Here is a 25,814-nt window from a genome sequence, read left to right as displayed (position 1 = left end):
GGCTCTTCCATCACGCGCACGCGTCGATTGCACGCGGTGACGGTATCCGGCTTACCCAAGCCGCCGTCGGACAGGGTGGGTGCGGGCTATTGCGTCGATCTAAGACCTACCCAGCCTCAGACAACAGCAGGTCGCCTACAGAGAGAAAACCGATCATGAACATTGAGTCCGAATGATCGGGCGAACCTCACGTCACGACCTAAGTTCGCACCACGAAATGTCGGTCGATGATGACATGGTTCGTCCATGAGCTATGACCTGGTTGTCTGGGAAGGCCCGCGGCCGGACAGCGACGATGAAGCCTGCGAAGTGTTCGCCGACCTCGCCGAGCGCTACCTTGAAGGCGACCCCGTCTCGGGGACCGCCGCGATCACACGGTTCACCGAGGCACTCGTACGGCGGTGGGGCGATCTCGACCACGATGCCGAATCCCCGTGGGCTACCGGAGGTACGGGCGACACCAACGGCCCGATCCTGACCGTCAACATCAGACACAGCGACGATCGACTCGAAGAGGTCGCTAACCACGTCGCGGAGCTGGCGGCACAGCACAGCCTGGTGTGCTACGACCCGCAGCAAGACCGGCTCCGACCCTGAACACGGCCGAAAGGAGCCAACCGCGTCGTCGATACCTTCTGGGCTCGCGTCCGTCCGGAGTCGCGAGCCGAACCATGGACCGCGCCGAGATCACTGATGCCGACGAGGCGTGACCAGGACCGCGCGGCTACCTCGGTGCGGTCTATTTGCGGTCTCACCGCGTACACTCTGGATCTTGGTGCAGGTCAGGCGCAGTTCGGTGAATCCCCTCAAAATCCGTCCAGTGTGCGTTCGAGTCGCACCGGGGGCACCAGGCTTGACCTCGCGGTACCACCGAAGGCATCGGGGCCGCCTGGTCGGCACGCCGACCAGCAAAGCGTGTCCGGCTCATCGGTCGTGGTTCCGTGCCGGGAGTGAGATGCGCCCGACGTGGTGAACGCCATCTGTCGGACTGGATCGTTCCCGGTAGGCTTTTGGTTCGCGGCCCGCCGCGTCCAGACCCGTTGACCACACACCGAGCCACGCAGGAGGACCCCGGTGACCGAACAGGCTGCCGAGGCCGGCGAGACCGTCGCCACGCCGCAGCGTCGGGTGCTCGTTGCCGAAGACGAAGCACTGATCCGCCTCGACCTCGTCGAGATGCTGCGCGAAGAGGGCTACTCGGTGGTCGGCGAAGCGGGCGATGGCGAGGAAGCCATCTCGCTCGCCGCGGAGCTGAAGCCGGACCTCGTCATCCTCGACGTCAAGATGCCCAAGCTCGACGGTATCGAGGCGGCCTCGAAGATCACCGGTGACCGGATCGCGCCGGTCGTCATCCTGACCGCGTTCAGCCAGCGCGACCTCGTGGAGCGCGCGCGTGACGCGGGCACCATGGCCTACCTGGTGAAGCCCTTCGCGAAGCGGGACCTGGTGCCGGCGATCGAGCTCGCGGTGAGCAGGTTCGCCGAGCTGCAGGCGCTGGAGTCCGAGGTCGCCGGGCTCACCGACCGGCTCGAGACCCGCAAGGTCATCGACAGGGCGAAGGGCCTGCTGATGAGCGAGCAGGGGCTGAGCGAGCCGGACGCGTTCCGCTGGATCCAGCGCACCGCGATGGACCGCCGCACCACGATGAAGGCCGTCGCCGAGGCGGTCGTCGAGAACATCGGCACTCGCTGACTTTCCGTAGTTACGCTGCTACGGGTCGGACTGTTTGATCACTCGTTGTTGCCCATTCCTCCATTGCATTCACACTAATGGGCGTGAATCATAGGTAAACCCTCGTGGCCCCCGTCACGATGTGGATACAAGACCTTGACTGACGCTGTGCAACGCCCCGTCGGGCGGCTACGTTCAGCGACCAGATCAGGTCCCTGTCGCGGGGACTGCCGCCCACCAGCGGCTAGTTGGCATTTGGAGGAACGAGTGCAGAAGGCACGACTCTCACGGGTCATCGTGCTGGCGGCGGTGGGCGCGGTCGCCCTCGGCGCGTGTTCAGCGCGGACCGAAGGCGGTTCCGGTGGGGACAACCCGCCGCAGTCGCAGGCGGCAGCCCCGGCCCAGGCAGCCGACGCCGCCAAACCGGCGGGCGACGGCAAAGCCAAGTGCGATCCCACCTCGATCGCTTACGCGGGCACCATCAACGGAAACAACGCGGCGCTCGGCGTGAACATCCTCAACGGCGTCGACCTCGCGGTGAAGGAACACAACCAGGCGAACCCCGGCTGCCAGGTCAAGCTCGAGAAGTTCGAGACCGAGGGCACCCCGGACAAGGCGCCGGGCATCGTCACCCAGCTCGCGAACACCAAGTCCATCATCGGCGTGGTCGGCCTCCCGTTCTCCGGTGAGTCGAAGGCCGCGGGCAACATCTTCAACAGCGCGGGCTTGGTGTCCCTCACGCCGTCGGCGACCAACCCCTCGCTGAGCCAGAACGGCTGGAAGACCTTCTTCCGGGGCCTCGGAAACGACAACAGCCAGGGCCCCGCCGCCGCGCAGTTCATCACGCAGGAACTGAAGGCGGACAAGGTCTGCGTCGTGCGCGACGACTCCGAGTACGGCACCGGTCTCGCCGACGCGATCACCAAGGCGCTCGGCGAGAAGGCCACCTGCCAGCAGACGGTGAAGACGAAGCAGATCGACTTCGCCGCGGTCGTCAACGACATCAAGAGCAAGGCGCCGCAGGCCGTCTTCTACTCCGGCTACTACCAGGAAGCCGCTCCCTTCGCGCAGCAGCTCTCCGACGCGGGCGTCGACGCCAAGTTCGTCGGCCCGGACGGTGTGAAGGACGACGAGTTCGTCAAGGGTGCCGGTGACGCCGCCGCCAAGGCGTACTTCACCTGCCCGTGCGTTCCGGCGGACCAGTTCACCGACTTCACCACCGCGTACAAGGCGGCCACCGGCAAGGACCCCGGCACCTATTCGCCCGAGGGCTACGACCTCGCGACGATTCTGCTCAAGGGCATCGACGCGGGCAAGAAGGACCGCGCCGGGCTGCTCGACTTCGTCAAGAACTACGACGGCCAGGGTCTGACCAAGCATTTCAAGTGGGATGACAAGGGCGAGCTCGCCAAGACCACCGTGTGGACCTACAAGGTTGAGGGCGGGAAGATCGTCCGCAACACCGAAATCAAGTAGTCCGTTCCCTTTTCAGCTCTTGTAACCGGGGTGCGCGGGCGGTGGCTCGATCCCGCCGTCCGCGCACCCCGGACCCATACGGAGAACGAGTGTGCTCATACACCACGAGTTGACGACCCATGTCCTCGCCGACATCAAGTTCGATCCAGGGGCCTTTCTCGACCAGTTCTGGCAGAACACCGTCGACGGCCTGTCGCAGGGCAGCATCTACGCCTTGGTCGCGCTGGGCTACACGCTGGTTTACGGCGTACTGAAGCTCATCAACTTCGCCCATTCCGAAGTCTTCATCTACGGCGCGTACGCCACCTGGTTCACCTTCTACGGGCTCGGTTTCCGGCCCGGCTCCACTCCCGAGCTCCCGGTTTTCGAACTGGTCGGTTTCCTGCTGCTGGCACTGGTCGTGTCGATGCTGGTTTCCGGTGGCACGGCGGTGGTGCTGGAGAGAGTCGCCTACCGTCCACTTCGGAAACGCGGGGCGCCGAGGCTGGCGTTCCTGATCACCGCGATCGGCGCTTCGTTCGTGCTCCAGCAGATCCTGTTCCTGACCAGGGGCGGTAACGCCGAGCGCAGCATCCGCCTGTTGAAGCCGGAAGCGCAGTTCACGATTTTCGGCGCGGACATCACGAACGTCACGCTGATCATCATCATCGCCTCGGTCGTGCTGATGGTCTTCGCCGACATCTTCGTGAACCGGACCAAGTTCGGCCGCGGTATCCGCGCGGTCGCGCAGGACCCGGACACCGCGACGCTGATGGGTGTCAACAAGGAACGCATCATCATCCTGACCTTCCTGATCGGCGGGCTGCTGGCCGGCGCCGCGGCGTTCTTCTACATGATCAAGAATCCGCAGGGCGCGTCCTACCAGGGCGGTTTCATCCTCGGGATCAAGGCGTTCACCGCGGCGGTGCTCGGTGGGATCGGCAACCTGCGAGGGGCCCTTCTCGGCGGAATCCTGCTCGGGCTCGTGGAGAACTACGGACAGGCGTTCTTCGGCGGTAACTGGCGCGACGTGGTCGCGTTCGTCCTGCTGGTCCTGATCCTGATGTTCCGCCCGACCGGAATTCTCGGGGAATCGCTCGGAAAGGCACGGGTATGACTGAGGGCACGAAAACGGCCGTTGGCAAGCGCCGTTCCCTCGGGGAATGGTGGAACAATCTCAGCCGCGTGCAGCAGTGGGGTGTGCTCATCCCGCTGGCCGCGCTGGTCTACCTGCTGCCGGTGCTGAACCCGCCGATCCTGAGCACCGAACCGGGTTACGACTTCCCGATCGCGATGTTCGAGGTCGCGCGCTACGCGCTGGTCGCCATCGGGCTCAACGTCGTCGTCGGCCAGGCGGGTCTGCTCGACCTCGGCTACATCGGGTTCTTCGCGATCGGCGCCTACGTCGCGGCGTTGTTCACGAGCCCCGATTCGAGCCTGTCGAAGCTGCCGTTCCTGGTCGTGCTGCCGATCGCGATGGTGGTCACGATGATCTTCGGGGTCATCCTCGGCACGCCGACGCTGAGGCTGAGAGGCGACTACCTGGCGATCGTGACGCTGGGCTTCGGCGAGATCGTCCGGCTCCTCGCGGACAACATCGACCCGCTGCGCGGCAACCGCGGTTTCCAGCAGGTCGGCCACCCGCCTGGCACGAACGCCGACGGCACCCCGTTGTTCAACAACACCAACGGGATTCCGTGGTACTGGCTGTGCGTCACGCTGATCATTCTCATCCTGTTCCTGGTCGGGAACCTGGAACGGTCGAGGGTCGGCAGGGCGTGGGTCGCGATCCGCGACGACGAGGACGCGGCCGAGATCATGGGCGTGCCGACGTTCAAGTTCAAGATCTGGGCGTTCGCGGGCGGCGCGGCGATCGGCGGGCTTTCGGGTGCGCTGTACGCCGGTCAGCTCGGGTTCGTGAACAACCAGAAGTTCGACGTGGTCACCTCCATGCTGTTCCTGGCCGCGGTGATCCTCGGCGGTTCCGGCAACAAGGTCGGGGTGCTGGTCGGTGCGATCGTGGTGGCCTACGTGCCGCTGCGGTTCCTGGTGATCGCCGAATACAAATACCTGATCTTCGGCCTCGCGCTGATCATCCTGATGATCTTCCGGCCGGGCGGCCTGCTCGGCGCGCGCCAGCGGCTGCTCACCTACGGCAGACAGGCCTACCAACGGCTGCTGGGCAAGGGTGAGCAGATCAGCAGTGACGGCGCGATGGTCACCGACGAGCCGGAGAGGAGTCACTGATGGCGGGGACGGACAACCCGGACGTGCCGGCCGAAGGCGGGCTCGTCGCCGAAGTGGCGCAGATGACCGAGGCGGAGTTCGCCGAGCACCAGGCCGAGGTCGCCGAAGCGGTCGCGCCGGATCGCGAAATCCAGGCAGAGATCGGCCAGACACTGCTCGAGGTCGACGACGTCACCGTGCGCTTCGGCGGGCTCGTGGCGCTCGACGGCATCTCGTTCACGATCCGGCGAGGCGAGATCCTCGGGCTGATCGGGCCCAACGGTGCCGGGAAGACGACCTGCTTCAACGCGATGACCGGGGTCTACCGGCCGTCGTCGGGGCAGGTGCGGCTGGAGGGCGACGCGCTGGGCAAGGTGTCGAAGCACGGCATCACCCAGCTCGGGATCGCCAGGACGTTCCAGAACATCCGGCTCTTCGGCGAGATGACCGCGCTGGAGAACGTGGTGGTCGGCACCGACGCCAGGCACAAGACCGGTGTGCTCGGCGCGCTGGTGCGCTCGACGCGGCACCGCCGCGAGGAGCGGGACGCGGTGGACCGGTCGATGGCGCTGCTGGAGTTCGTCGGCATCGCCGATCGCGCGGCGGACAAGGCGAGGAACCTGCCGTACGGTTATCAGCGGCGCCTCGAAATCGCGCGGGCGCTGGCCACCGAGCCGAAACTGCTGTGCCTCGACGAACCCGCCGCCGGGTTCAACCCCCAGGAGAAGGAAGAGCTCATGGGGTTGATCCGGAAGATCCGCGACGACGGCTACACCGTCCTGCTGATCGAGCACGACATGAAACTCGTCATGGGCGTGACCGACCGCATCGTGGTGCTGGAGTTCGGCAAGAAGATCGCGGAAGGACTGCCGGCCGAGATCAGGGAGAACCCCGCTGTGATCGCCGCTTACCTGGGAGTGCCCGACGATGACGTTGCTTGAGCTGTCCGGCGTATCCGTCCACTATGGACGGATCAAGGCCGTTTCGGACCTGTCCATCAAGGTCGAAGAGGGCGAGATCGTCACCCTCATCGGGGCGAACGGCGCCGGGAAGTCGACCACCATGCGGGCGATCTCCGGGATCAGGCCGCTTTCGGCGGGCACGATCACGTTCAACGGGGAGGACATCTCGAAGCTGCGCGCCGATTTGCGCGTGGTCCGCGGGATCTCACAGGCCCCGGAGGGGCGCGGGATCTTCCCCGGTATGACGATCCTGGAAAACCTCGACATGGGCGCCTACGCGAGGAAGGACCGCAAGACGCTGGGGGAGGAGATGGAGCGCGTGTTCGAGCTCTTCCCCCGGCTGCGTGAGCGCAAGTCGCAGACCGGCGGCACGCTCTCCGGTGGCGAGCAGCAGATGCTCGCGATCGGGCGCGCGCTGATGGCGAAGCCGAAGCTGCTGCTGCTGGACGAACCGTCGATGGGGCTGGCCCCGCAGTTCATCCAGCAGATCTTCCGCATCATCACCGAGATCAACCAGCAGGGGACCACGGTGCTGCTCGTCGAGCAGAACGCCCAGCAGGCGCTTTCGCGGGCGCACCGGGCGTACGTGCTGGAAACCGGATCGATCACCCGCTCCGGCTCCGGCAAGGAACTGCTCGCCGACGACAGCATCAAGGAGGCCTACCTGGGCGTCGGCTGACCCCGCTTTTCGTTCCCCTGAAGGCCACCTTGACGGCACTCAATGCCGTGTCGTGTCTCGGTAGTTCTGCCGCAGGTTTGTCTCGGTTGTTGTGACAGAGGTTAGGCGGCTGGGGTGAGTTGGCCTTGGTAGGTCTTGGTGTGGTCGAGGTGGATGTGGCCGATCGGGTCGCCGTCGCTGGTGTAGGCGGTGGCCCGGTCGCTGTCACGGATGATGGTGATGGTGTGTCCGGCGTGGGCGGTGCCGATCCGTAGCCGGGCGTGTTTGCCGAGGTTGACCGTGCCGGTGGTGCTGACTTTGAGGCGGTGCACGGTGGCGTCGTCCTGGACGGGCAGGTGCTGGGGTCCGCCGTGGCTGTCGCTGGTGGTCCAGGCATGGGTGGGGGTTTGCCGGCCAAGGGCGCTGTGGCGGCGGTGGTTGTAGTGCTCGCGGTAGACCTCGAGCAGGGTGCGGAGTTCGGTCAGGGTCGCGGGTTGGATGGGTTGGTGATCCAGCCAGCGTTTGAAGGTCTGGTGGTGGCGTTCGACCTTGCCGCAGGTCTGCGGGTGGTAGGGGCTGGAATGGATCAGCCTGCAGCCGTGGCCGGTGACGGTGCGGGCGAACGCCGATGGCCCGGCGTTGGGGTGGCGGCCGCGTGAGGTGAACGCGGATCCGTTGTCGGACAACACGATCGCGGGCGCACCATGGTCGGTGATGGCCGCGGTGATCGCGGTGATCGCGGCACGGGAGGTTTCGGCCTCGGCGGCGTGATTGGCCACCAGCATGCGCGTGCAGTCGTCGAGGACCTCGAACACCACCACCGTGGCCCCGCCGGCGAGGATGACCTCGGTGGCGTCGATCTGGTAGCAGTCCCGCGGCCGGGCATAGCTGAACCGACGGTAGGAGGACCGGGGCCGCTTACGGGGGTTGGACTCGGCCAGCCCGTGCCGGGACAGGATCCGGTTGATCGTGGCCCGCGACGGGACAGGCCAGCCCCGTCCGGCCCAGTCCCGCTCGGCGGCCAACTCCAGAAGCCGATCGCGGATCGGGTCCGCCCCGTTGTCCGGTTTCAGCTCCTTCCGCAGCCGCAGCACGACAGCCACGACCGGCTCCGCCGTAGCATGCCGCACGGTCTTGGGCCGGGTCGACCGCCGCCGCCACTGCCCCTCGGCCTGGATCCGGGCACGGTGCCGATAGAACGTCCGCCTATCGACACCATGCTCCCGGCACCACGCCGACACGTTCTCAACCGGCACTTCAGCCGTCAGCATCGCGTCCACGAATCGCATGATCGTCCCATTCCGCGTCATGGCCCTCACCACAACGCCGGTCAGGCGGCAGATCATGCAACATCACCCGACCCGGGTGTGTCACATGCTGCGATACACAAACTGTGTCAAAACAGCTGATACTGAACACGGCACTCAATGCCGTCAAGGTGGCCTTCAGGGCATTTCGGCGCGACTTCGCGGGAAGGGCCCAGGAGACGCGCGAACGAGCGTCAGGCGCCCGGCGGGCGGTCCCGCACCACGCAGGTGAGGCGGGCGGTGCAAGTCCGCCGGTCCTGCTCGTCGTGCAGGGCGATGTCCACGGTCACGGTGCCGCGGCCCACGTGCAGCGGGGTGGCCACCCCGGTCACGATGCCTTCGCGGACGGCGCGGTGGTGGGTGCACGAGAGTTCGAGCCCCATCGCGACCCGGCCCTCGCCCGCGTTGAGCGCGGCGACCATCGAGCCCAGCGCCTCGGCGAGCACGGCGTTCGCGCCGCCGTGCAGCAGGCCGTACGGCTGGAGGTTGCCCTCGACCGGGATCGTGCCGACGACCCGTTCGGGGGTCACTTCCACCAGCTCCATGCCGAGTTTCGCGTTCAGCTGCTGGTCGGCGACCGCCGGGTCGATGCCCGCGAACTGGGCGCGGACCTCCTCGGTCAGCTCCTCGGTCAAGTCCTGCTCCTCTCCGCTGAGGTGACACGCACGAAAGAGTGTCGGTGCATCACCCTAGACTCGCCCCCGTGAGCCCCGCCGAGAACACTTCAGTAGCGAACACCACAGCCAGCGCGACAGGGACCGCGGAGCGACCACGCCTGTTGCTCATCGACGGTCACTCGATGGCCTACCGCGCCTTCTTCGCCGTACCCGCGGACCGGTTCCGCACGTCCACGGGCCAGGTCACGAACGCGGTGTTCGGGTTCACCTCGATGCTCATCAACCTGCTGCGCGACGAGCAGCCCACGCATCTCGCGGTCGCGTTCGACCTGTCCCGCAAGACGTTCCGCTCCGAGACGTTCGCCGAGTACAAGGCCACCCGCTCGGCGACGCCGGACGATTTCAAGGGCCAGGTCGCGCTCGTGCAGGAGGTGCTGAGCGTGCTCGGCATCCCGGCGCTGACCAAGGAGAACTACGAGGCGGACGACATCATCGCCACGCTCACCACGCAGGCGATCGCCGAGGACTACTCGGTGCTCATCTGCACCGGCGACCGCGACGCGCTGCAGCTGGTGAACGAGCAGGTCACCGTGCTGTACCCGAAGAAGGGCGTGTCGGAGCTCGTCCGGTTCGACCCGGCGGCGGTGGAGGACAAGTACAACCTCACGCCGGCGCAGTACCCCGATTTCGCGGCCCTGCGCGGCGACCCGTCGGACAACCTGCCCGGTATCCCCGGCGTGGGGGAGAAGACGGCGGCGAAGTGGATCAAGCAGTTCGGCTCCCTCGGCGACCTGATCGACCGGGTCGACGAGGTCAAGGGCAAGGTCGGCGACGCGCTGCGCGCCCACCTCGACGCGGTGATGCTCAACCGCCAGCTCACCGAGCTCGTGCGGGACGTGCCGCTGGAGGCGATCCCCGGCGACCTCGAGCTGAAGCCGTGGGATCGCGACGCGGTGCACCGCCTCTTCGACGAACTGGAGTTCCGCGTCCTGCGGGACAGGCTGTTCGCGACGCTGTCCAGCGCGGAGCCGGAGGCGGACGAGGGCTTCGACATCTCGGGTGAGGCACTGGCGACGGGGCAGCTGGAAGCGTGGCTGGCGAAGCACTCGCCCACGGGCAAGCCGGTCGGCCTGTCGTTCCGCACCACCGGAGCCTCCGTCACCGCCGATGTCGAAGCGGTTTCGTTCGCGACGGCGGACGGTGAAGGCGCCTACGTCGAGGTCGCCTCGATGGACGAGTCCGACGAGAAGGCGCTGGCCGCCTGGTTCGCCGACTCGGGCATCCCGAAGGTCGGGCACTCGCTGAAGGTCGCGCTGCACGCGGTGCTGGCCAGGGGCTGGCGGTTCGGCGGGCTGACCATGGACACCGCGCTCGCCGCGTACCTGGTCCGGCCAGGTCAGCGCTCGTTCGAACTGGACGACCTCGTGCTCCGGTACCTGCAGCGGGAGCTGCGCTCGGAGGCCGACGCCGACGACGGCCAGCTGTCCCTTCTGGACAGTGACGGCGCGGAGGCCGACGGCGGGGTGGACCAGAAGGTGGTGCAGGCCGAGCTGGTGCGGGCGCGCGCGGTCGCGGAGCTGGCCGAGGCGTTGGCCGGTGAGCTGGACGGCATCGGCGGCGTGAAGCTGCTCAACGAGATCGAGCTGCCGCTGCTCGAGGTGATCACCGACGTCGAGGCGGCCGGGATCGCGGTCGACGTCGACCAGCTCACCGAGCTGGAGTCGCACTACGCGAGCGGGGTCCGCAAGGCGGCCGACGACGCGTACGCCGTGATCGGAAAGCAGATCAACCTCGGTTCGCCGAAGCAGCTGCAGGTCGTGCTGTTCGACGAGCTGGACATGCCGAAGACCAAGCGCACCAAGACCGGGTACACCACCGACGCCGACGCGCTGCAGGGCCTGTTCGAGAAGACCGAGCACCCGTTCCTGCAGCACCTGCTCGCGCACCGGGACGCGAGCCGCCTGAGGTCCACTGTGGAGGGACTGATCAAGGCGATCGCGGACGACGGCCGGATCCACACCACGCTGCACCAGACCATCGCGGCCACCGGACGACTGTCCTCTGTGGACCCGAACCTGCAGAACATCCCGGTCCGCACCGAGGAGGGCAGGCGGATCAGGGACGCGTTCGTGGTCGGCGACGGGTACGCCGAGCTGATGACCGCGGACTACAGCCAGATCGAGATGCGCATCATGGCGCACCTGTCCGGGGACGAGGGGCTGATCGAGGCCTTCAACACCGGCGAGGACCTGCACACCTTCGTGGCGTCGAAGGCGTTCGCGCTGCCCGCCCAGGAAGTCACCCCGGAGCTGCGCTACCGCGTGAAGGCGATGTCGTACGGCCTGGCCTACGGGCTGTCGGCCTACGGTCTCGCACAGCAGCTGCGGATTTCCACCGAAGAGGCCAAGGAGCAGATGGAGGCCTACTTCGCGCGGTTCGGCGGCGTGCGGGACTACCTGCAGTCCGTGGTCGTCGAGGCCTCGAAGGTGGGTTACACCGAGACGATCTTCGGCCGTCGCCGCTACCTGCCCGATCTCAACAGCGACAACCGCCAGCGCCGCGAGATGGCCGAGCGGATGGCGCTCAACGCCCCGATCCAGGGCAGCGCGGCGGACATCATCAAGGTCGCGATGCTGAATGTGCACAAGGCGCTGAGCGAGTCGGACCTGAAGAGCAGGCTGCTGCTGCAGGTGCACGACGAACTGGTGCTGGAGGTCTGCGAGGGCGAGCGCGACGCCGTCGAAGCGCTGGTGCGCGAGGGCATGGGCTCGGCTTACCGCCTGGCGGTCCCGCTCGAGGTGTCGGTCGGCGTCGGCCGGTCCTGGAACGAGGCGGCGCACTGATCGTGGGCGTCCCGCCGGTCGCGTACCTTCGCCGCGCGAAGGACCGGATGGACGCGCACTACGCGGAACCGCTCGACGTCGACCAGCTCGCCGCGGTCGCCGGGTGCTCGCGCTACCACTTCATGCACGAGTTCTCGGCGGCTTACGGGGAAAGCCCGAAGGCGTACCTGACGCGGCGGCGGATCGAGCGCGCGCAGGACCTGCTGCGCGCGGTGAACCTGACGGTCACCGAGATCTGCCTGCTGGTCGGGTTCACCAGCCTCGGTACCTTCAGCAGGCGGTTCACCGAGCTGACCGGCCGTTCGCCCACGGAGTACCGGAAGGCGTTCCGGCGCACCGGTGTCCCGGCGATCCCCGGCTGCTACCTGATGATGAACACCCGACCGGTGCCCGATCCCGCACATTCGGATAAGCCGGGGGAGCGCCGAGGCGATTAGCGTGACCGGTGTACCGATCGAAGAAGGGACCGGAACCGGTGATCACCAAGCTCTCGCATTCGTGCGTTTTCGTGCTCAGCCAGGACTCCGCGAAGGAGTTCTATGTGGACAAACTGGGTTTCGCGCTGCGCAACGACATGACCATGGGGGAGGGCGGATTCCGCTGGCTCACCGTGAGCCCTCCCGAGCAGCCCGGCGTGGAGATCATCCTGATGGAACCGGGCCCACCGCAGCACGACCCGGAAACGGAGCGGGCGCTGCGCGAACTGGTGGCGAAGGGCGCGCTGGGCGCGGGCGCGTGGGAGACCGCGGACTGCCGGAAGACCTACGAGGTCCTTTCCGCCCGCGGGGTGACTTTCCTCCAGGCACCCGCCGAGCGGCCCTACGGCATCGAGGCCCTGTTCCGCGACGATTCGGGGAACTGGTTCAGCCTGACCGAACGCACCGAGTTCGATCCGGACAAGGAATGGGCGTCGGGTCCCGCGGAATAACGGGGAGAAGGCGCTCGCTTTCTCTCACCCCGAAAGTGACTTTCGGGGACTTGGACGCCCTGAAGGTCACTTTCGGGGCGTTGAACGGGCGCGCCGGATCGCGGGGCGTCAGAGCTTGCCGGGTGGTAGTGCGAGCCGCTGCGCGGCGCGCACCACGCACGCGCGGCGGCGCGCGTAGTCGTCTTCGACGTCGGAACCGGTGAGCATCTTCGCGATCTGGGGCACCGAGAACCACCACGCGGCCAGCCCGATCAGGGTGAACACCAGCTGCGCGGGATCGAGGTCGTCGTCGAGCACGCCGTCGCGCTGGGCGGCCGCGATGGCGCGCACCTTGTCCTGGTAGTGGGCGGTCCGGCTCGCTTCGTCGACCGGCGCGCCGCTCGCCAGCCCTTCCCATTGCAACAGGCGGGCCAGTTCGGGGTGGTTCGCGTGGTAGTCGAAGGTCTGCCCGGCGAATTCGCCGATGTCCGCGAAGGAGCCGGCTGGCGGGGGCACCGCCGACGCCAGCTTGGCCAGCTCGTCGGTGAGCACCGTTTCGAACAGCGCCCGCTTGTCGCCGAAGTACTTGTACAGCCGCTCCTTGTTGATCCCGGCCCGTTCGGCGATGCGGGCCATCGTGGTCCCGTCCGGCCCGCGCGAGGCGAACTCGGCGGTCGCCGCTTCCTTGAGCCGTCGCCGCGTGCCCTCGGTGTCCCATGCCATGCGCCCAGCCTAACCGCGCTCCAACCACAACGTTGCGGTTGTCCGAGTGGCGGGCTAGAGTCGCAATTACCAACTCCAACGTTGGAGATGTAAAGTCCTCGGAAGGACACATGGACAGGAAGGCGCGAGATCGTCGGGAAAGAGCACCTCGACCGCGTCGCCGCGAACTATCCTGGCGGCCGGATCGGCCAGCCGGAGGATCTGGTGCCGCTGACGGCTTTCCTGTGCGGCGACGCGGCGAACCGCCTCTCCGGCACCGTGCGCCCCGCCGGTCACCCGCTGACGAAAGGAACCACCTTGACCACCTCCATTCCCGGCGGTGAGCTGAAGCTCGCCGCCGATCTTTCGGTCAGCCGGATGGGCTTCGGCGCGATGCAACTGGCAGGGCCGGGCGTCTTCGGGCCGCCGAAGGACCGCGACGAGGCGCTCGCCGTGCTGCGGACGGTCGTCGAGCTCGGCGTCACGCACATCGACACGAGCGATTTCTACGGCCCGTTCACGGTGAACGAGGTCATCCGCGAGGCGTTGCACCCGTATCCCGAAGGGCTGCGCATCGTGACCAAGGTCGGCGCGCGCCGCGGCGACGACGCTTCGTGGATTCCCGCGGTCTCGCCGGAGGAACTGCGGGCGCAGGTGCACGCGAACCTGGACCACCTCGGGGTGGACGCGCTCGACGTCGTCAACCTGCGGCGGTCGACGGAGTCCACACGCGACGATTCCATCGCCGAGCAGTTCGGCGTGCTCGCGGAACTGCGCGAGCAGGGGTTGATCCGCCACCTCGGCGTCAGCGACGTGTCCGCGGCGCAGCTGACCGAGGCCCAGGCGATCGCGCCGGTCGTCACCGTGCAGAACCAGTACAACGTGGCCGACCGCACCGACGACGAGCTGGTCGACCGGTGTGCGCGCGAGGGAATCGCGTTCGCGCCGTTCTTCCCGCTTGGCGGTTTCACCCCGTTGCAGCACGACACGCTCGACGCGGTGGCGAAGCGGATCGGCGCGTCGCCACAGCAGGTCGCGCTGGCGTGGCTGCTCCGGCGCTCGCCGACGATGGCCGTCATCCCCGGCACGTCCTCGGTGGCGCACCTGAAGGAAAACGTGGCCGCCGCGGACCTGGTCCTGCCGGACGACGCGCTCGCCGAGCTGAACGCGATCGGCGGCTGACCCGCCCCGTTCGCGCTACACAAATGTAATCGCTACGTTTTCGCACTGGGTTCGCGATCGGGTATGGTCGGCCGGTGGACGCGCAACCAGAACTCGGGCGCCGTGAGCGCAAGAAGGCCCAGACCCGGAAAGCCATCTCCGACGCGGCGCTGAAGCTGTTCCTGGAGCGCGGGTACGACCAGGTGAGCGTCAAGGAGATCGCCGACTCCGCGGACGTCGCCGTGACCACGCTGTTCAAGCACTTCACCGGCAAGGAAGCGATGGTCTTCGACGAGGACAGCGCGCACGAAGCCGCGCTCGTCGCCGCGGTGCGGGAGCGGCCAGCGGGAACGTCCGTGCTCGAAGCCTTGCGCGAGTTCATGCAGGGAGGACGCAGCGTCGCGGGCCGGGAAGGCAAGGAACTGCGCGCTTTCCTGGAGTTGATCAGCAGCACGCCGGTGCTCCGGGAGTACGCGCACCGGATGTGGATGCGGCACGAAGCCGCGCTCGCCGACGCGATCGCCGAAGCGGCGGGAAAACCTTCCGGCGACATCGCGGCGACGAGCCTCGCGCATTTCGCGCTGGAGTCGCGCCGGTTCGCCGGGGAGCAGAAGGATCCGAAACGAGCGCTGGACGCGACCTTCGACCTGCTGTCACGGGGCTGGGGCGCCGATTTCGGGTGAACGACGCCCCAGTCCCGGCGTGGATCAGAAGTCGTGGGCGCGCATGGGCTTCTCCTTTCGTTGTACTGGAAGGGAAATCTGCCGCCTGGCGTTGTAGGCAGGCTAGCCAGCACGAGACCCGCGAGAAATACGTACGCGCGCATAAATCGTGGCTACGCGCTTACGTGTATCGAGAACCGGCGATGCATTCGTGCACCGGCCAAGCCTTTGAGGTGAATTCGCGCGAACCCATGCCCCGAAAGTGACGTTCGGGGACCCAGATGCCCCTAACGTCACTTTCGGGGCAGGTGCTGGGAATCTGGCGATCATACGAGGGGCGAGTTCGAGGCGCTCAGTTCCCCGAGGGTGGCCTTTGGGGACCTACATGCCCCGAAGGTCGCAGTGATGTCGGGTGCGTGGCGCGGTGATCGGCGGCGGAGGTTCTCCGTTGGTCCCCGAAGGCCACCTTCGGGGACCCTGGCGCCACTGTCTCGGCCCTCGCTCACGTGCGGGCAGGGCTGCGCATGCCCCGAAGGTGGCCTTCGGGGCGCTCAACGCCGCACATCCACCCCTCGCACGCCCGGCCGCCGCGACACGCCTGCCCACACACATCATCATCACTGTGACGTTCGGGGCGCTGGATTCCCCGAAGGTCACTTTCGGGGCACCCGAAGGCTTGCTGTGGGGTCGTGCGGGTGGCGAGAGCGTGGTTCGAGGGGCGAGATCGTGACGCCCAGCGCCCCGAGAGGAGCCTTCGGCGGCACTCGCGGCCCTACTCGACCTCTATAGGAGCGTCTCTCGGGGCATCGAGCCCGCCTGCCTTCCGGGAGCGACGGCGGAATCCGCGGCGCTGGATGCCCGAAGGTCACCCTCGGGCATCCGAACGGCCGCTGCTCAGGAAGTGCGGCCGTGCCAGACGTGGCGCCGCTTCGCGCCCGTGGCCGGAGCGTCGGTCGCCTCCCCGGCTGGTTCGACCGGTTTGCTTTCCGGCAGCCGGATCGCCTTGCGCGCGGGTAGCACGGCGATCACCAGGCCGACCACCGCCAGGCCGAGGTGCAGCCAGGTGTCCGAGCGGCTCAGGTCGAGCGGGTTGCCGAGGCCGGACACCGGGTTCACCGACACCACGCCGGTGATCATCAGGCCCCACACGCACGCGACGCCGTACACCGCGAACATCAGCCAGCCGTAGGTACGGGCAAGCCCAGACCCGAAAACCATCAGCAGGCCGAGTGCGCCGGTCACGATGTGCACCACGTTGTGGAACGGGTTGATCATGAAGCCGAGCAGGGTCGTGTCGTGGTGTCCGGCGAAGTTCCCGAACCCGGTCTTCACCGAGCCGACGATCCCCGCCGCCAGCAGCGCGAGCCCGAGCAGGGCCGCGAGCAGCTGTGCGGGCTGGAATCCGGCCACCCGGACGCGAGCGCCTTCCACGTGTGCCATGTCCGCCACCCCTTCGCGAGGCGTCCAGACCCGCCACCGGTGTGGCGGGTGTCACGAAGGGAGGTTCCCCGTGCGCGCGGTGCCGAAACGTCCGGATCAGCCGGATTCGGCCATGCCCCGCACGAGCAGCAGCACCGAATCCCGGACGTCGGCCTTGCTCCGGTGCGGCTGGAACACCCGCCAGTCGAGCGCCACCACGAGCATCGTGCCGAACAGGCCCGCCGCCGCGGTCGGGATCTTGATCGTCTCGGGCAGCCCTCGCTCGTCCGCGATGCGCTGCAACGTGTCCTTCACGATCGAGATGATCTCTTCGCGCAGCAGTGTCAGCGTTTCGTGCCACTGGCCCGGCGTGCGCCACATCTCGCTCACCAGTATCTGCGAAAACCCCGGGTACTCCGCGATGAACTCGAGCGCACTGTCCACTTGCGACTCCAGTGCCGCCATCGATTCCTTGCCCTCGCCCGCGGCGCGCAGCCGGTCCGCGAGCTGGCCGACGCCGTAGCGCAGCAGCGCGTCGACGAGCGCGTCCTTGCTGGCGAAGTTGTAGTAGACGGTGCCCTTCGCCACGCCCGCGGTCGCCGCGATCTCGTCCACGGTGATCCCGACGAGACCGCGGCTCGTGGCCAGTTTCAACGTGGCGTCGAACAACTTCTGCTTCGTAGCATCGCCTCTCGCGCTCATGGGTGTTGTCCCTTCCCTCGTGCCTCGGTGCGGGACAACACCCATGAGGCACGGGCGCACTGTGTCTTTGGGAGCGACTCCTCCCTTCGGTCGTCGCCGCTCACAGGCTCAGCTCCGGCTTCAGCTTCGACACCGTCCAAACGCGACGTTTGTGCGCGGCCAGCGTCGACACCACGAGCCCGCCGACCAGATAAGCCGCCAGCACCCCGATGTCGCCCAGGATCTGGAGATCCGCGCCGGTGTAGAGCAGGTGTCGGAACCCGTCGATCGCATACCCCATCGGCAGCACCATGTGCAGCGGATACAGCGCGTCCGGAATGGTCTGCCACGGGAACGTGCCACCCGCGCTCACCAGCTGCAGCACCAGCAGCACCAAGCCGAGGAACTTCCCGACAGCGCCGAACAACGCGTTGAGGGCGTGGATGATCGCGGTGAACGACAACGACACGAGTATCGCGAACCCGATCGCGCCGAGCGGATGCGCCACGTGGATGCCGACGAGCCACACCACCGCGCCGAAGAGCACGATCACCTGCGCGATGCCCAGCAGCGCCGAGGAAAGCCAGCCGCCGAGCGCGACCCGCAACGGTGACGCGCCCGCGGTGAGCGCGCGCGTCGACAGCGGGCGCAGCAACAGGAACAGCACGAACGCGCCGATCCAGGTGGCGAGCGAGATGAAGAACGGGGCGAGGCCCGCGCCGTAGGTCCCCGCCGACGCGACGCCGACGGAGTTCACCGACACCGGGTTCGCGATGGTGTTCGCGGTGGCGGCGCGCGTCGGGTCGTCCGGGTTCGGGATCTGCTTGAGCCCCTCGTTCAATCCGTCGCGGAGCTGGTTCGCCCCGTTCGCGAGATCGGTGGTCCCGGTCAGCGCGGTCTTCTCACCCTCGTTCAGCTTCGCGGCACCGTCGTTGAGCTGGTTCGCGCCGTCGGAAGCCTTCGCGATCCCGCCGGCCAGCGCGGGCGCCGAACCGGCGAGCTGGCTGGCGCCGTCGGACACCTTGCGCGAGCCGTCCGCGAGCGTGGCGAGCTGCTGGTTCGCGCCCTGGATCTTCGTGTTGGCCGAGTCGACGGGCGCGCGCGCCTGCTTCAGCACGCTCAGCACGTCCTGCACCTGCGGCTCGGAAAGCCCCTTCTCCCGGAGTTTCTGCGCGATCCGGTCGTTGGCGGCGTTCAGGTCGTTCTGCAGGTCGATGGACCCGGTCGCGAGGAGCTGGCCGACCTCGGCCACCTTCGCGTTGCCCGCGGCCACCTGCGCGGCGCCGTCGGCGAGCTGTTTCGACTTCGAGGGCAGTTCGGTGGTGCTCTGCCGCAACGTGGTGAGCCCGGTCGAGAGCTGGACGCCGCCGGTCGCGAGCTGCTGCGCGCCGTCGGCGAGCTGCTGCTGCCCGCCGCGCAGCTTCTCGGCGCCGTCGGCGAGCTTCGTCGCACCGGCGCCCGCTTCGGAGATCTTGCCGTAGATGGTGGAGAACCCGACCAGGAACCGGTCCGCGGCCTCGCTGCCCACCTTCTCCGCGATCGTGGTGCGCACCTGCTCGGCGACCTTGTCCGCGATCGTGCCGGACAGGTAGTTGTTGGCGTCGTTGGTGGTGAGCGTGATGGTCGCCTGCTGCGGCTGGAGCTTCCCGCTGGAGAGCAGCGCCTGGGAGAAGTTCTCCGGGATGCCGATGGCGAAGGAGTACTTGTTGTTCCGCACGCCTTCGCGGGCTTCGTCGGCCGAGACCTCGTGCCACTGGAAGGTGCCGGACTTGACGAGTTCGTCGGTGACTTCGCGGCCGACGTTGCGGTTCGTGTTGCCCTCGGTCGAACCGGAGTCGCTGGTGACCACGGCGGCGGGCAGCTTGTCCAGCCGCGAGTACGGGTCGTAGTTCGAGTACAGGTACAGCGACGCGTACAGCAGCGGGACGAGGACGAGCGCGGCGAGCGCGAGCTTCGGCAGCGTGCCCGCGCTGAGCCTGCGCAGTTCGTTGAGTGCGATCCGGATGCTGCTCACGCTTCGGCCCTCGTGGTGTCGTCGTCTTCGATGATCGCGGTGGCGCCCGGCGCGTCCGCCGGCGCGCATCGCTGTGGCGGTGGTTGCTGGTCCGCGCCGGTCAGTGCCGGGGTCGAGGGCAGCGCGCCGACCGGGACGGTCGCGGTCAGCACGACGACGGCGAGCCCGCGTTCGGCGTGCTCCTGCGCGAGCATCCACCAGCCCTCGACATCGCTCGTGTGCCGGTCGGGCCGGTCGAGCACGAGCATGCGCACCCCGCGGCGCTCGGCCGCGAGGTTCGTCAGCAGCCGGGTGCGGACCTCGGGCGCGAGGTTTTCGAACCGCACGTTCGCCTGCCCGGCGAGGTCGTGCTCGGTGAGCCAGCGCAGCACGGCGTCCTTACCGGCGGGCCGGTGCGCGAGCGCGAGCTCTTCCCCGACGACGACGCGAAGGGCGAGCGCGTCGTCGGGCTCGCTGACGTCCGGCGCGTCGACCACGGCGACGGCGTCCCGCAGTTTCGCCGCGCTGTCGGCGGCGGTCGCGTGATCGACGGTGACGGTGCCCGTGGCGGGTTTGACCCGGCCGGCGAGCGCGAGCCCGAATGCGGTGATGCCGACGCCGGGATCGCCGTGCAGGACGGCGAACTCGCCTTCCGCGACGGTCAGCGAGGTCGGTGGAAGGAGGGTTCCGTGCGGCCCTTCCACGGACACCTTGTCGGCTCGTACCTGCACAATGGCTCCTTTTAGACTGACTGGTCAGTTCAAAAAGTAGCCCTCGAAGGAGAGCCCGGCAAGCCGAACCGGTGTGATGTCACCCTCCAGAGTGACCGACGGAGCGGCTCACCGCAGCGCCGCGGCCGGCCTCGTTTCCCAGTAGGTCCACAGTGGACGATAGCCCTGCCGGTGCCAGAAGACCGGTGCTAGGGGGTTCGGCGGGTTGTAGTAGAGGTACGAGCCGCGCGCGCCCGCGGCGAGGAAGTCGTCGTGCGCGGTCGCCATGATCGCACGCCCGATCCCGCGCCCGCGCAGCCGCGCCACCGTCGAAACGGCGTTGACGTAGGCCCATTTGCCAGGGGGCAGCAGCTCGCCCGCGGGGGAGCCGGCGAGCGAGTGCACCCACTGGCAGTCCGCGACACCCGCGATCGCTCCGTCCCGCTCGGCCACGTAGGCGGACCCGCTGTCCAGTGTCGCGCGCAGCCCCGGCGCGACGAGCGCGCTCGTGTCCTCGCGGTAGCGGCTGCCGGTGAGTCCGGTGTAGACGGTCGCGGCCGCGGTGATCGCCAGCACCTGCTCGAAGTCTTCGCCGCGCGCCCGCCGGATCCCGGTCCTCGGCACGTCCTCGCCCGCGTCGGACTCCCGGATCGCGAGCACCGTCAACGGGGTCATCCCGTGGTCGAGGAACGCGCGCGCGGCTTCGGCGTCCCGGCTCGGCCAGGCCACGACGCACGCGGAATCCTCGCCGGAATCCTCGGTCGCCATGCGGGACGCCCACGCGGTGAGCAGGGCGTCCATCCCGGCGAGCCCGGTGCCGCCGACGAACGGGAACAGGTGCCACGCGGTCGCGGCCGACCACACGAGATCGGGCGAACCGGGCTGGTGGTCGTAGCGGTGCAGGATCCCGGCGACCTCGTCACCGGCGGCCGTCGCCGCGCGCAGCTCGTCGCCGCGCGAGGCGCCGGCCGCGGCGGGGAGCAGCGGGTCGAGCCGCGCGAAGTGGTCCCGCTGCGCGGCGAGCAGCGCGGGGGAGACGGTCACCTCGTGCGCTCACTGTGCTGACATCGGAAGATCGCGGTGCCGGGGAAGAGCTTGCCGCGCAAGGGACTCCACTGCCCCCAGACGCGGGTGTGGCCGTCGGGCCATTCGGGTTCGACGAGATCGGTGAGCCGGAACCCGGCCCCGTCGAGCGCGCGGACGTAGTCGCCGAGCGTGCGGTGGTATTCGACGTAGGTCGCCGTGCCGTCCTCGTCGACCTCGACGTAGGGCGTGCGGTCGAAGTACGGCTGCGTCGCGGTCAAGCCGAGCGGGCCGGGGTCGTCGGGGAAGATCCAGCGCATCGGGTGCGTCACCGCGAACACCCACGGCGCGCCCGGCGCCAGCACGCGGCGCACTTCGGCGAACACGGTGGCGATCGAGGTGGCGAACGGGACCGCGCCGAACGCCGAGCAGGCCGCGTCGAAGGCGCCGTCGGCGAAGGGGAGGTGCTCGGCGCTCGCCTGCACCAGCGGGACCTCGGTGCCGGTCCGCTCGTTCCCTTCGCGGGCGTGGCGGAGCATGCCGCCGGAAAGATCGAGCCCCACGGCGCGCGCGCCCGCCCCGGCGAGCCAGCGCGCGCAGGCGGCCTGCCCGCAGCCGACCTCCAGCACCCGTTTTCCCGCCACGTCGCCGAGGAACCCGGCGTCGGCCTCGCGCAGGCCCTCCGGGCACCAGACGAAGTCCGCGTCGCCGAGGAACGCGCCGTGTTCTGCCTGGTAGTCGTCGGCGTCGGCGTCCCACCACGCGAGGTTCGCCGCCGTCGCTTCGCCCTCGTCGACGGGGCGGTAACCGACCTCGGCGGTGCCGAGTTCGTCCTGCGCTCGTTCGTGGCGGTCTTCGGGGTGCACGCCGGATATCCTGGCCTACGGTGCTTGCCGGATTTGCCGGGCGGACCCTGTTTGTGCCGGGAGAGGGCAGCCGCGTAGGATATCTCTAGCGCAGTGGGTTCGCGCTACCCCCTCGGGCAGACAGCATGGCTGGGACACGGGTTGCGCACCGTCGGCGGTGGTGTTCGCGCTCGTTCTCGAGGACGTTTGCTTTCACTCTTCGGTCGTCGTATGGGCCCGGTGCGCACGCGAACCGCACACCTACTATTCCCAATCCATACCGGAGCAACCCGCCTAATGACCATCGACACCGCCACCGCCCCGACTGCGACCACCCCGCAGCAAGTCGCCGTGAACGACATCGGGTCGGAGGAAGACTTCCTCGCCGCCATCGACAAGACGATCAAGTACTTCAACGATGGCGACATCGTCGAAGGCACCATCGTCAAGGTCGATCGCGACGAAGTGCTGCTCGACATCGGGTACAAGACCGAGGGCGTCATCCCCTCGCGTGAGCTGTCCATCAAGCACGATGTCGACCCGGCTGAGGTTGTCACCGTCGGCGATGAGGTCGAAGCCCTCGTTCTCCAGAAGGAGGACAAGGAAGGCCGTCTGATCCTGTCCAAGAAGCGCGCGCAGTACGAGCGCGCCTGGGGCACGATCGAGGAGCTCAAGGAGAAGGACGAGCCCGTCAAGGGCACCGTCATCGAGGTCGTCAAGGGCGGCCTCATCCTGGACATCGGCCTGCGCGGCTTCCTGCCCGCGTCGCTGGTCGAGATGCGCCGCGTGCGCGACCTGCAGCCCTACGTCGGCCGTGAGCTCGAGGCGAAGATCATCGAGCTGGACAAGAACCGCAACAACGTGGTCCTGTCCCGCCGTGCCTACCTGGAGCAGACCCAGTCCGAGGTGCGCAGCGAGTTCCTCAACGCGCTCGCCAAGGGCCAGGTCCGCAAGGGCGTCGTGTCCTCGATCGTCAACTTCGGTGCCTTCGTGGACCTCGGTGGCGTCGACGGCCTGGTGCACGTCTCGGAGCTGTCCTGGAAGCACATCGACCACCCGTCCGAGGTCGTCGAGGTCGGCCAGGAGGTCACGGTCGAGGTCCTCGACGTGGACATGGACCGCGAGCGCGTGTCCCTGTCGCTGAAGGCGACCCAGGAAGACCCGTGGCGCCAGTTCGCCCGCACCCACGCGATCGGCCAGATCGTGCCGGGCAAGGTCACCAAGCTCGTCCCGTTCGGCGCGTTCGTCCGCGTCGAGGAGGGCATCGAGGGCCTGGTGCACATCTCCGAGCTGGCCGAGCGCCACGTCGAGATCCCGGAGCAGGTCGTCCAGGTCAACGGGGACGTCATGGTCAAGGTCATCGACATCGACCTCGAGCGTCGCCGCATCTCGCTGTCGCTGAAGCAGGCGAACGAGGGCGTCACGCCGGAGACCGAGTTCGACCCCACCCAGTACGGCATGGCCGCCGAGTACGACACCGAGGGCAACTACATCTACCCCGAAGGTTTCGACCCGGACACCCAGGAGTGGCAGGAAGGCTTCGACAAGCAGCGTGAGGAGTGGGAGCGCCAGTACGCCGAGGCGCACACCCGTTACGAGGCCCACATGAAGCAGGTCCAGAAGGCCGCCGAGGCCGACGCGGCCGCGGCCGCCGACGCCGCGACCGGTGTCGACGGTGGCGAGCAGAGCTACACCTCCGCCCCGGCCGACAACGCGCCGAAGGGTGGCGGCGGCACGCTCGCCAGCGACGAGCAGCTCGCCGCGCTGCGGGAGAAGCTCTCCGGCGGTGCGTGAGTCGCTGAGACTCGCTTGACGCGCTAAGCAAAGGAAGGCCCCGGCTCATCGAGCCGGGGCCTTCCTTTGCTTGCGGGGTAAGGGAGATCCATGCCGGATGCCGACGCCCCCGAAGGTGACCATCGGGGCGGTAGATGCCCCGAAAGCCACTTTCGGGGCACCAGCGCGCCCGGCTAGCCGCGGTCGGGGAATCCCGGCGGCATGTGCATCTTCCCGCCTCGCGGCGGTCCGCCGCCGACGAGCACCGCGGACCCCGCCATGAACGAGAACTCGTCGGTCGCGAGCGAGACCACGGACCGCGCGATCTCCTCCGGGGTGGCCATCCGCTCCAGCGCGCTCACGTTGAGCGGGCCCCACGCCTTCTTGAACGAGGACCACACGAAGTCCGGCAACCCGGCGGGCCGCACGAAGTTCGTGTCCGTCGTGCCGGGCAGGATGGTGTTCACCCTGATCCCCTTCGCACCGTAGTCGAGCGAGGCGACCTCGGCGATGCCGTCGATGGCGCGTTTGCTGGAGGTGTAGGCGACCCCGCCCGGCATGGTCGAGCCGGAGCCGGTGCAGATGATCACGCCGCCGCCGGTGGCGAGCAGGTGCGGGACCTCGTACTTGATGGACAGGAACACCCCGCGCGAATTCGTGTTCAGGACGTCTTCGAGATCGGCGAGGCTCATCTCGTGGATCGGCGCGGATTTCGTGATGCCCGCGTTGTTGAACGCCACGTCCAGCCGCCCGTACCGGCGCACCGCCTCGTCGACGAAACCCTGGACCTGCTCGGGCACGCGCACGTCCGCGCGCAGGTAGGTCGCCTCGCCGCCCGCCTGCCTGATCTCGGCTTCCACCTGCCGTCCCAGTTCGACGCGACGGCCGCAGAACGCGACCTTCGCGCCTTCGGCGGCGAACAGCTTCGCGGTGGCACGGCCGATCCCGGAGGTCGCGCCCGTGACCAGGACGACCTTGCCCCGGAACCGTCCGGTGGGGATGCCGGGCGCGGGTGGTTCGGTCGCGGCGGAAGCCAGGTAGGGCGGCAGGATCCCGACGCCGGCGGCGCTGGCGGCGCCGACCGCGGCACCGGCCCCAGCGATCCCGAAGAAGGATCGCCTGCTGCGCTTGGCTTTCGGCGTGGGCTCGGTCGTCTCGGTGTCTTCTTCGTTCGTGGACATGGGGGAAGCCTGGGCCGGAACCGGCGAGCGCGAATCCGTCATGATGACCGGTCTGCGGAGGCGGGTACCCGCGTGAGGCATGCTCTTGCCGTGACGACGAGTACGGACGCTTTCGAATTCCGCGGCAGGCGGCTGGTCCGCGACCGCGCCCTCATCATGGCGATCATCAACCGCACCCCCGACTCGTTCTACGACCGCGGTGCCACCTTCGCCGACCCGGCCGCGCTCGCGGCGGTCGACAGGGCGGTCGACGACGGCGCGGACATCGTCGACATCGGCGGCGTCAAGGCGGGCCCCGGCGGCGATGTGGACGTCGCCGAGGAGATCCGGCGCGTGGTGCCCTTCGTCGCCGAGATCCGGCGCCGCCACCCCGAGCTGGTGATCAGCGTCGACACCTGGCGCCACGAGGTCGGCGGGCCCGCGTGCGAGGCCGGGGCGGATCTGCTGAACGACACCTGGGCGGGCGCGGACCCGGAGCTGGCGGCCGTCGCGGCCGAGTACGGCGCGGGGTACGTCTGTTCGCACACCGGGGGAGCGGTGCCGAGGACGCGCCCGTTCCGCGTCCGCTACGAAGACGTGGTGGCGGACGTCATCGAGGAGACCACGCGACGCGCGGAGGAGGTCGTCGCGCTCGGGGTGCCCCGCGCCGGCGTGCTGATCGACCCGACCCACGACTTCGGGAAGAACACCTGGCACAGCCTCGCACTGCTGCGCCACGCCGACCGGCTCGCGGCGACCGGCTGGCCGGTGCTGATGGCACTGTCCAACAAGGACTTCGTCGGGGAGACGCTCGGCGTGGAACTGGCCGAGCGGGTGGACGGCACGCTGGCGGCGACCGCGCTCGCGGCGCACGACGGCGCGGCCGTGTTCCGCGTGCACGAGGTGCGGCGGACACGGCACGTGCTGGAGATGGTGGCGTCGATCGCGGGACGGCGCCCGCCCTCGGTCACGGTGCGCGGCCTCGCCTGACCGCCAGCGGGATCTTCGCGCGCGGGTGGGACTGTCGGTGCTTCTCGGT

At 68.3% G+C, this 25,814-nt stretch carries 24 protein-coding genes; 14 read left to right on the top strand and 10 right to left on the bottom strand.

Features of this window, described 5'->3' with window-relative positions; translation table 11 throughout:
* The first annotated feature begins 246 nt into the window (after positions 1-246).
* The 7 genes from HUW46_RS45690 to HUW46_RS45660 all read left to right on the top strand — a co-directional run bounded on the left by HUW46_RS45690 (position 247) and on the right by HUW46_RS45660 (position 6,993).
* On the top strand, positions 247-597 hold the full coding sequence (locus tag HUW46_RS45690) for a hypothetical protein (protein ID WP_215544858.1): 351 nt from the start codon (positions 247-249) through the stop codon (positions 595-597).
* Positions 598-1,074: 477 nt separating this feature from the next.
* Complete coding sequence (locus tag HUW46_RS45685; RefSeq protein ID WP_215544857.1) at positions 1,075-1,692, top strand: ANTAR domain-containing response regulator; 618 nt, start codon at positions 1,075-1,077, stop codon at positions 1,690-1,692.
* Between the two features lie 276 nt (positions 1,693-1,968).
* Positions 1,969-3,147 (top strand): branched-chain amino acid ABC transporter substrate-binding protein, encoded by a 1,179-nt coding sequence (locus tag HUW46_RS45680; RefSeq protein WP_215550510.1) that lies wholly within the window; start codon positions 1,969-1,971, stop codon positions 3,145-3,147.
* Positions 3,148-3,244: 97 nt separating this feature from the next.
* On the top strand, positions 3,245-4,243 hold the full coding sequence (locus tag HUW46_RS45675; RefSeq protein ID WP_215550509.1) for a branched-chain amino acid ABC transporter permease: 999 nt from the start codon (positions 3,245-3,247) through the stop codon (positions 4,241-4,243).
* Complete coding sequence (locus HUW46_RS45670; protein WP_215544856.1) at positions 4,240-5,373, top strand: branched-chain amino acid ABC transporter permease; 1,134 nt, start codon at positions 4,240-4,242, stop codon at positions 5,371-5,373. Before HUW46_RS45675 ends, HUW46_RS45670 begins: the two co-directional genes overlap by 4 nt.
* Positions 5,373-6,293 carry an ABC transporter ATP-binding protein gene (locus tag HUW46_RS45665; RefSeq protein WP_215544855.1) on the top strand — a complete coding sequence of 307 codons (921 nt, stop codon included), beginning with the start codon at positions 5,373-5,375 and terminating at the stop codon, positions 6,291-6,293. The genes HUW46_RS45670 and HUW46_RS45665 overlap by 1 nt, the downstream gene beginning before the upstream one ends.
* Entirely contained in the window at positions 6,280-6,993 is a 714-nt protein-coding gene (locus tag HUW46_RS45660; RefSeq protein WP_215544854.1) for an ABC transporter ATP-binding protein, read from the top strand. Before HUW46_RS45665 ends, HUW46_RS45660 begins: the two co-directional genes overlap by 14 nt.
* Positions 6,994-7,094: 101 nt before the next feature.
* Here HUW46_RS45660 and HUW46_RS45655 read toward each other — a convergent pair whose 3' ends face one another.
* Both HUW46_RS45655 and HUW46_RS45650 read right to left on the bottom strand, forming a co-directional pair.
* Positions 7,095-8,261 carry a DDE-type integrase/transposase/recombinase gene (locus tag HUW46_RS45655; RefSeq protein ID WP_254124945.1) on the bottom strand — a complete coding sequence of 389 codons (1,167 nt, stop codon included), beginning with the start codon at positions 8,259-8,261 and terminating at the stop codon, positions 7,095-7,097.
* Between the two features lie 212 nt (positions 8,262-8,473).
* On the bottom strand, positions 8,474-8,914 hold the full coding sequence (locus HUW46_RS45650) for a PaaI family thioesterase (protein WP_254125593.1): 441 nt from the start codon (positions 8,912-8,914) through the stop codon (positions 8,474-8,476).
* Positions 8,915-8,982: 68 nt separating this feature from the next.
* On the opposite strand from HUW46_RS45650, the gene polA reads away from it, so the two are divergent.
* From polA to HUW46_RS45635, 3 genes are read left to right on the top strand one after another with little or no spacing between them, the layout of a single operon-like run.
* On the top strand, positions 8,983-11,739 hold the full coding sequence (polA, locus tag HUW46_RS45645; protein WP_215544853.1) for a DNA polymerase I: 2,757 nt from the start codon (positions 8,983-8,985) through the stop codon (positions 11,737-11,739).
* A 47-nt stretch (positions 11,740-11,786) separates the two neighbouring features.
* Positions 11,787-12,176: a helix-turn-helix domain-containing protein gene (locus HUW46_RS45640; protein ID WP_215550507.1), complete on the top strand. Its 390-nt coding sequence runs from the start codon at positions 11,787-11,789 to the stop codon at positions 12,174-12,176.
* Between the two features lie 38 nt (positions 12,177-12,214).
* Entirely contained in the window at positions 12,215-12,667 is a 453-nt protein-coding gene (locus tag HUW46_RS45635; RefSeq protein WP_215544852.1) for a VOC family protein, read from the top strand.
* A gap of 108 nt (positions 12,668-12,775) precedes the next feature.
* Here the strand turns inward: HUW46_RS45635 and HUW46_RS45630 are convergent, their stop codons facing one another.
* On the bottom strand, positions 12,776-13,369 hold the full coding sequence (locus tag HUW46_RS45630; protein WP_215544851.1) for a TetR family transcriptional regulator: 594 nt from the start codon (positions 13,367-13,369) through the stop codon (positions 12,776-12,778).
* Between the two features lie 297 nt (positions 13,370-13,666).
* On the opposite strand from HUW46_RS45630, the gene HUW46_RS45625 reads away from it, so the two are divergent.
* Positions 13,667-14,530 (top strand): oxidoreductase, encoded by an 864-nt coding sequence (locus HUW46_RS45625; protein ID WP_215550506.1) that lies wholly within the window; start codon positions 13,667-13,669, stop codon positions 14,528-14,530.
* A 74-nt stretch (positions 14,531-14,604) separates the two neighbouring features.
* Positions 14,605-15,192 (top strand): TetR/AcrR family transcriptional regulator, encoded by a 588-nt coding sequence (locus tag HUW46_RS45620; protein ID WP_215544850.1) that lies wholly within the window; start codon positions 14,605-14,607, stop codon positions 15,190-15,192.
* An 873-nt stretch (positions 15,193-16,065) separates the two neighbouring features.
* Here HUW46_RS45620 and HUW46_RS45615 read toward each other — a convergent pair.
* The 6 genes from HUW46_RS45615 to HUW46_RS45590 form a co-directional block, all read right to left on the bottom strand.
* The gene (locus HUW46_RS45615; protein WP_215544849.1) at positions 16,066-16,611 is read right to left on the bottom strand and encodes a DUF4383 domain-containing protein; all 546 of its coding nucleotides are present in this window, start codon (positions 16,609-16,611) and stop codon (positions 16,066-16,068) included.
* A gap of 96 nt (positions 16,612-16,707) precedes the next feature.
* Positions 16,708-17,292 carry a TetR/AcrR family transcriptional regulator gene (locus HUW46_RS45610; protein WP_215544848.1) on the bottom strand — a complete coding sequence of 195 codons (585 nt, stop codon included), beginning with the start codon at positions 17,290-17,292 and terminating at the stop codon, positions 16,708-16,710.
* A gap of 100 nt (positions 17,293-17,392) precedes the next feature.
* Entirely contained in the window at positions 17,393-19,285 is a 1,893-nt protein-coding gene (locus tag HUW46_RS45605; protein WP_215544847.1) for a YhgE/Pip domain-containing protein, read from the bottom strand.
* A complete protein-coding gene (locus HUW46_RS45600) occupies positions 19,282-19,995 on the bottom strand; it encodes an ATP-binding cassette domain-containing protein (protein ID WP_215544846.1) in 714 nt (237 codons plus the stop codon). The genes HUW46_RS45605 and HUW46_RS45600 overlap by 4 nt, the downstream gene beginning before the upstream one ends.
* A gap of 108 nt (positions 19,996-20,103) precedes the next feature.
* On the bottom strand, positions 20,104-21,018 hold the full coding sequence (locus HUW46_RS45595) for a GNAT family N-acetyltransferase (protein ID WP_215544845.1): 915 nt from the start codon (positions 21,016-21,018) through the stop codon (positions 20,104-20,106).
* The gene (locus HUW46_RS45590) at positions 21,015-21,863 is read right to left on the bottom strand and encodes a class I SAM-dependent methyltransferase (RefSeq protein ID WP_442860895.1); all 849 of its coding nucleotides are present in this window, start codon (positions 21,861-21,863) and stop codon (positions 21,015-21,017) included. The genes HUW46_RS45595 and HUW46_RS45590 overlap by 4 nt, the downstream gene beginning before the upstream one ends.
* 276 nt (positions 21,864-22,139) lie before the next feature.
* On the opposite strand from HUW46_RS45590, the gene rpsA reads away from it, so the two are divergent.
* The gene (rpsA, locus tag HUW46_RS45585) at positions 22,140-23,636 is read left to right on the top strand and encodes a 30S ribosomal protein S1 (protein WP_215544844.1); all 1,497 of its coding nucleotides are present in this window, start codon (positions 22,140-22,142) and stop codon (positions 23,634-23,636) included.
* 173 nt (positions 23,637-23,809) lie between these two features.
* Here the strand turns inward: rpsA and HUW46_RS45580 are convergent, their stop codons facing one another.
* Positions 23,810-24,796 carry an SDR family NAD(P)-dependent oxidoreductase gene (locus HUW46_RS45580; protein WP_215544843.1) on the bottom strand — a complete coding sequence of 329 codons (987 nt, stop codon included), beginning with the start codon at positions 24,794-24,796 and terminating at the stop codon, positions 23,810-23,812.
* Between the two features lie 156 nt (positions 24,797-24,952).
* On the opposite strand from HUW46_RS45580, the gene folP reads away from it, so the two are divergent.
* Positions 24,953-25,765, top strand: coding sequence for a dihydropteroate synthase (gene folP / locus HUW46_RS45575; protein ID WP_215550504.1), 813 nt, complete (start codon positions 24,953-24,955; stop codon positions 25,763-25,765).
* Positions 25,766-25,814 lie beyond the last annotated feature (49 nt).

This window comes from Amycolatopsis sp. CA-230715 (assembly GCF_018736145.1).
Classification (GTDB): Bacteria; Actinomycetota; Actinomycetes; order Mycobacteriales; family Pseudonocardiaceae; genus Amycolatopsis.
Note: the sequence above shows the minus strand (reverse complement) of the source record. Positions and strands in the feature narration are given on the sequence as shown.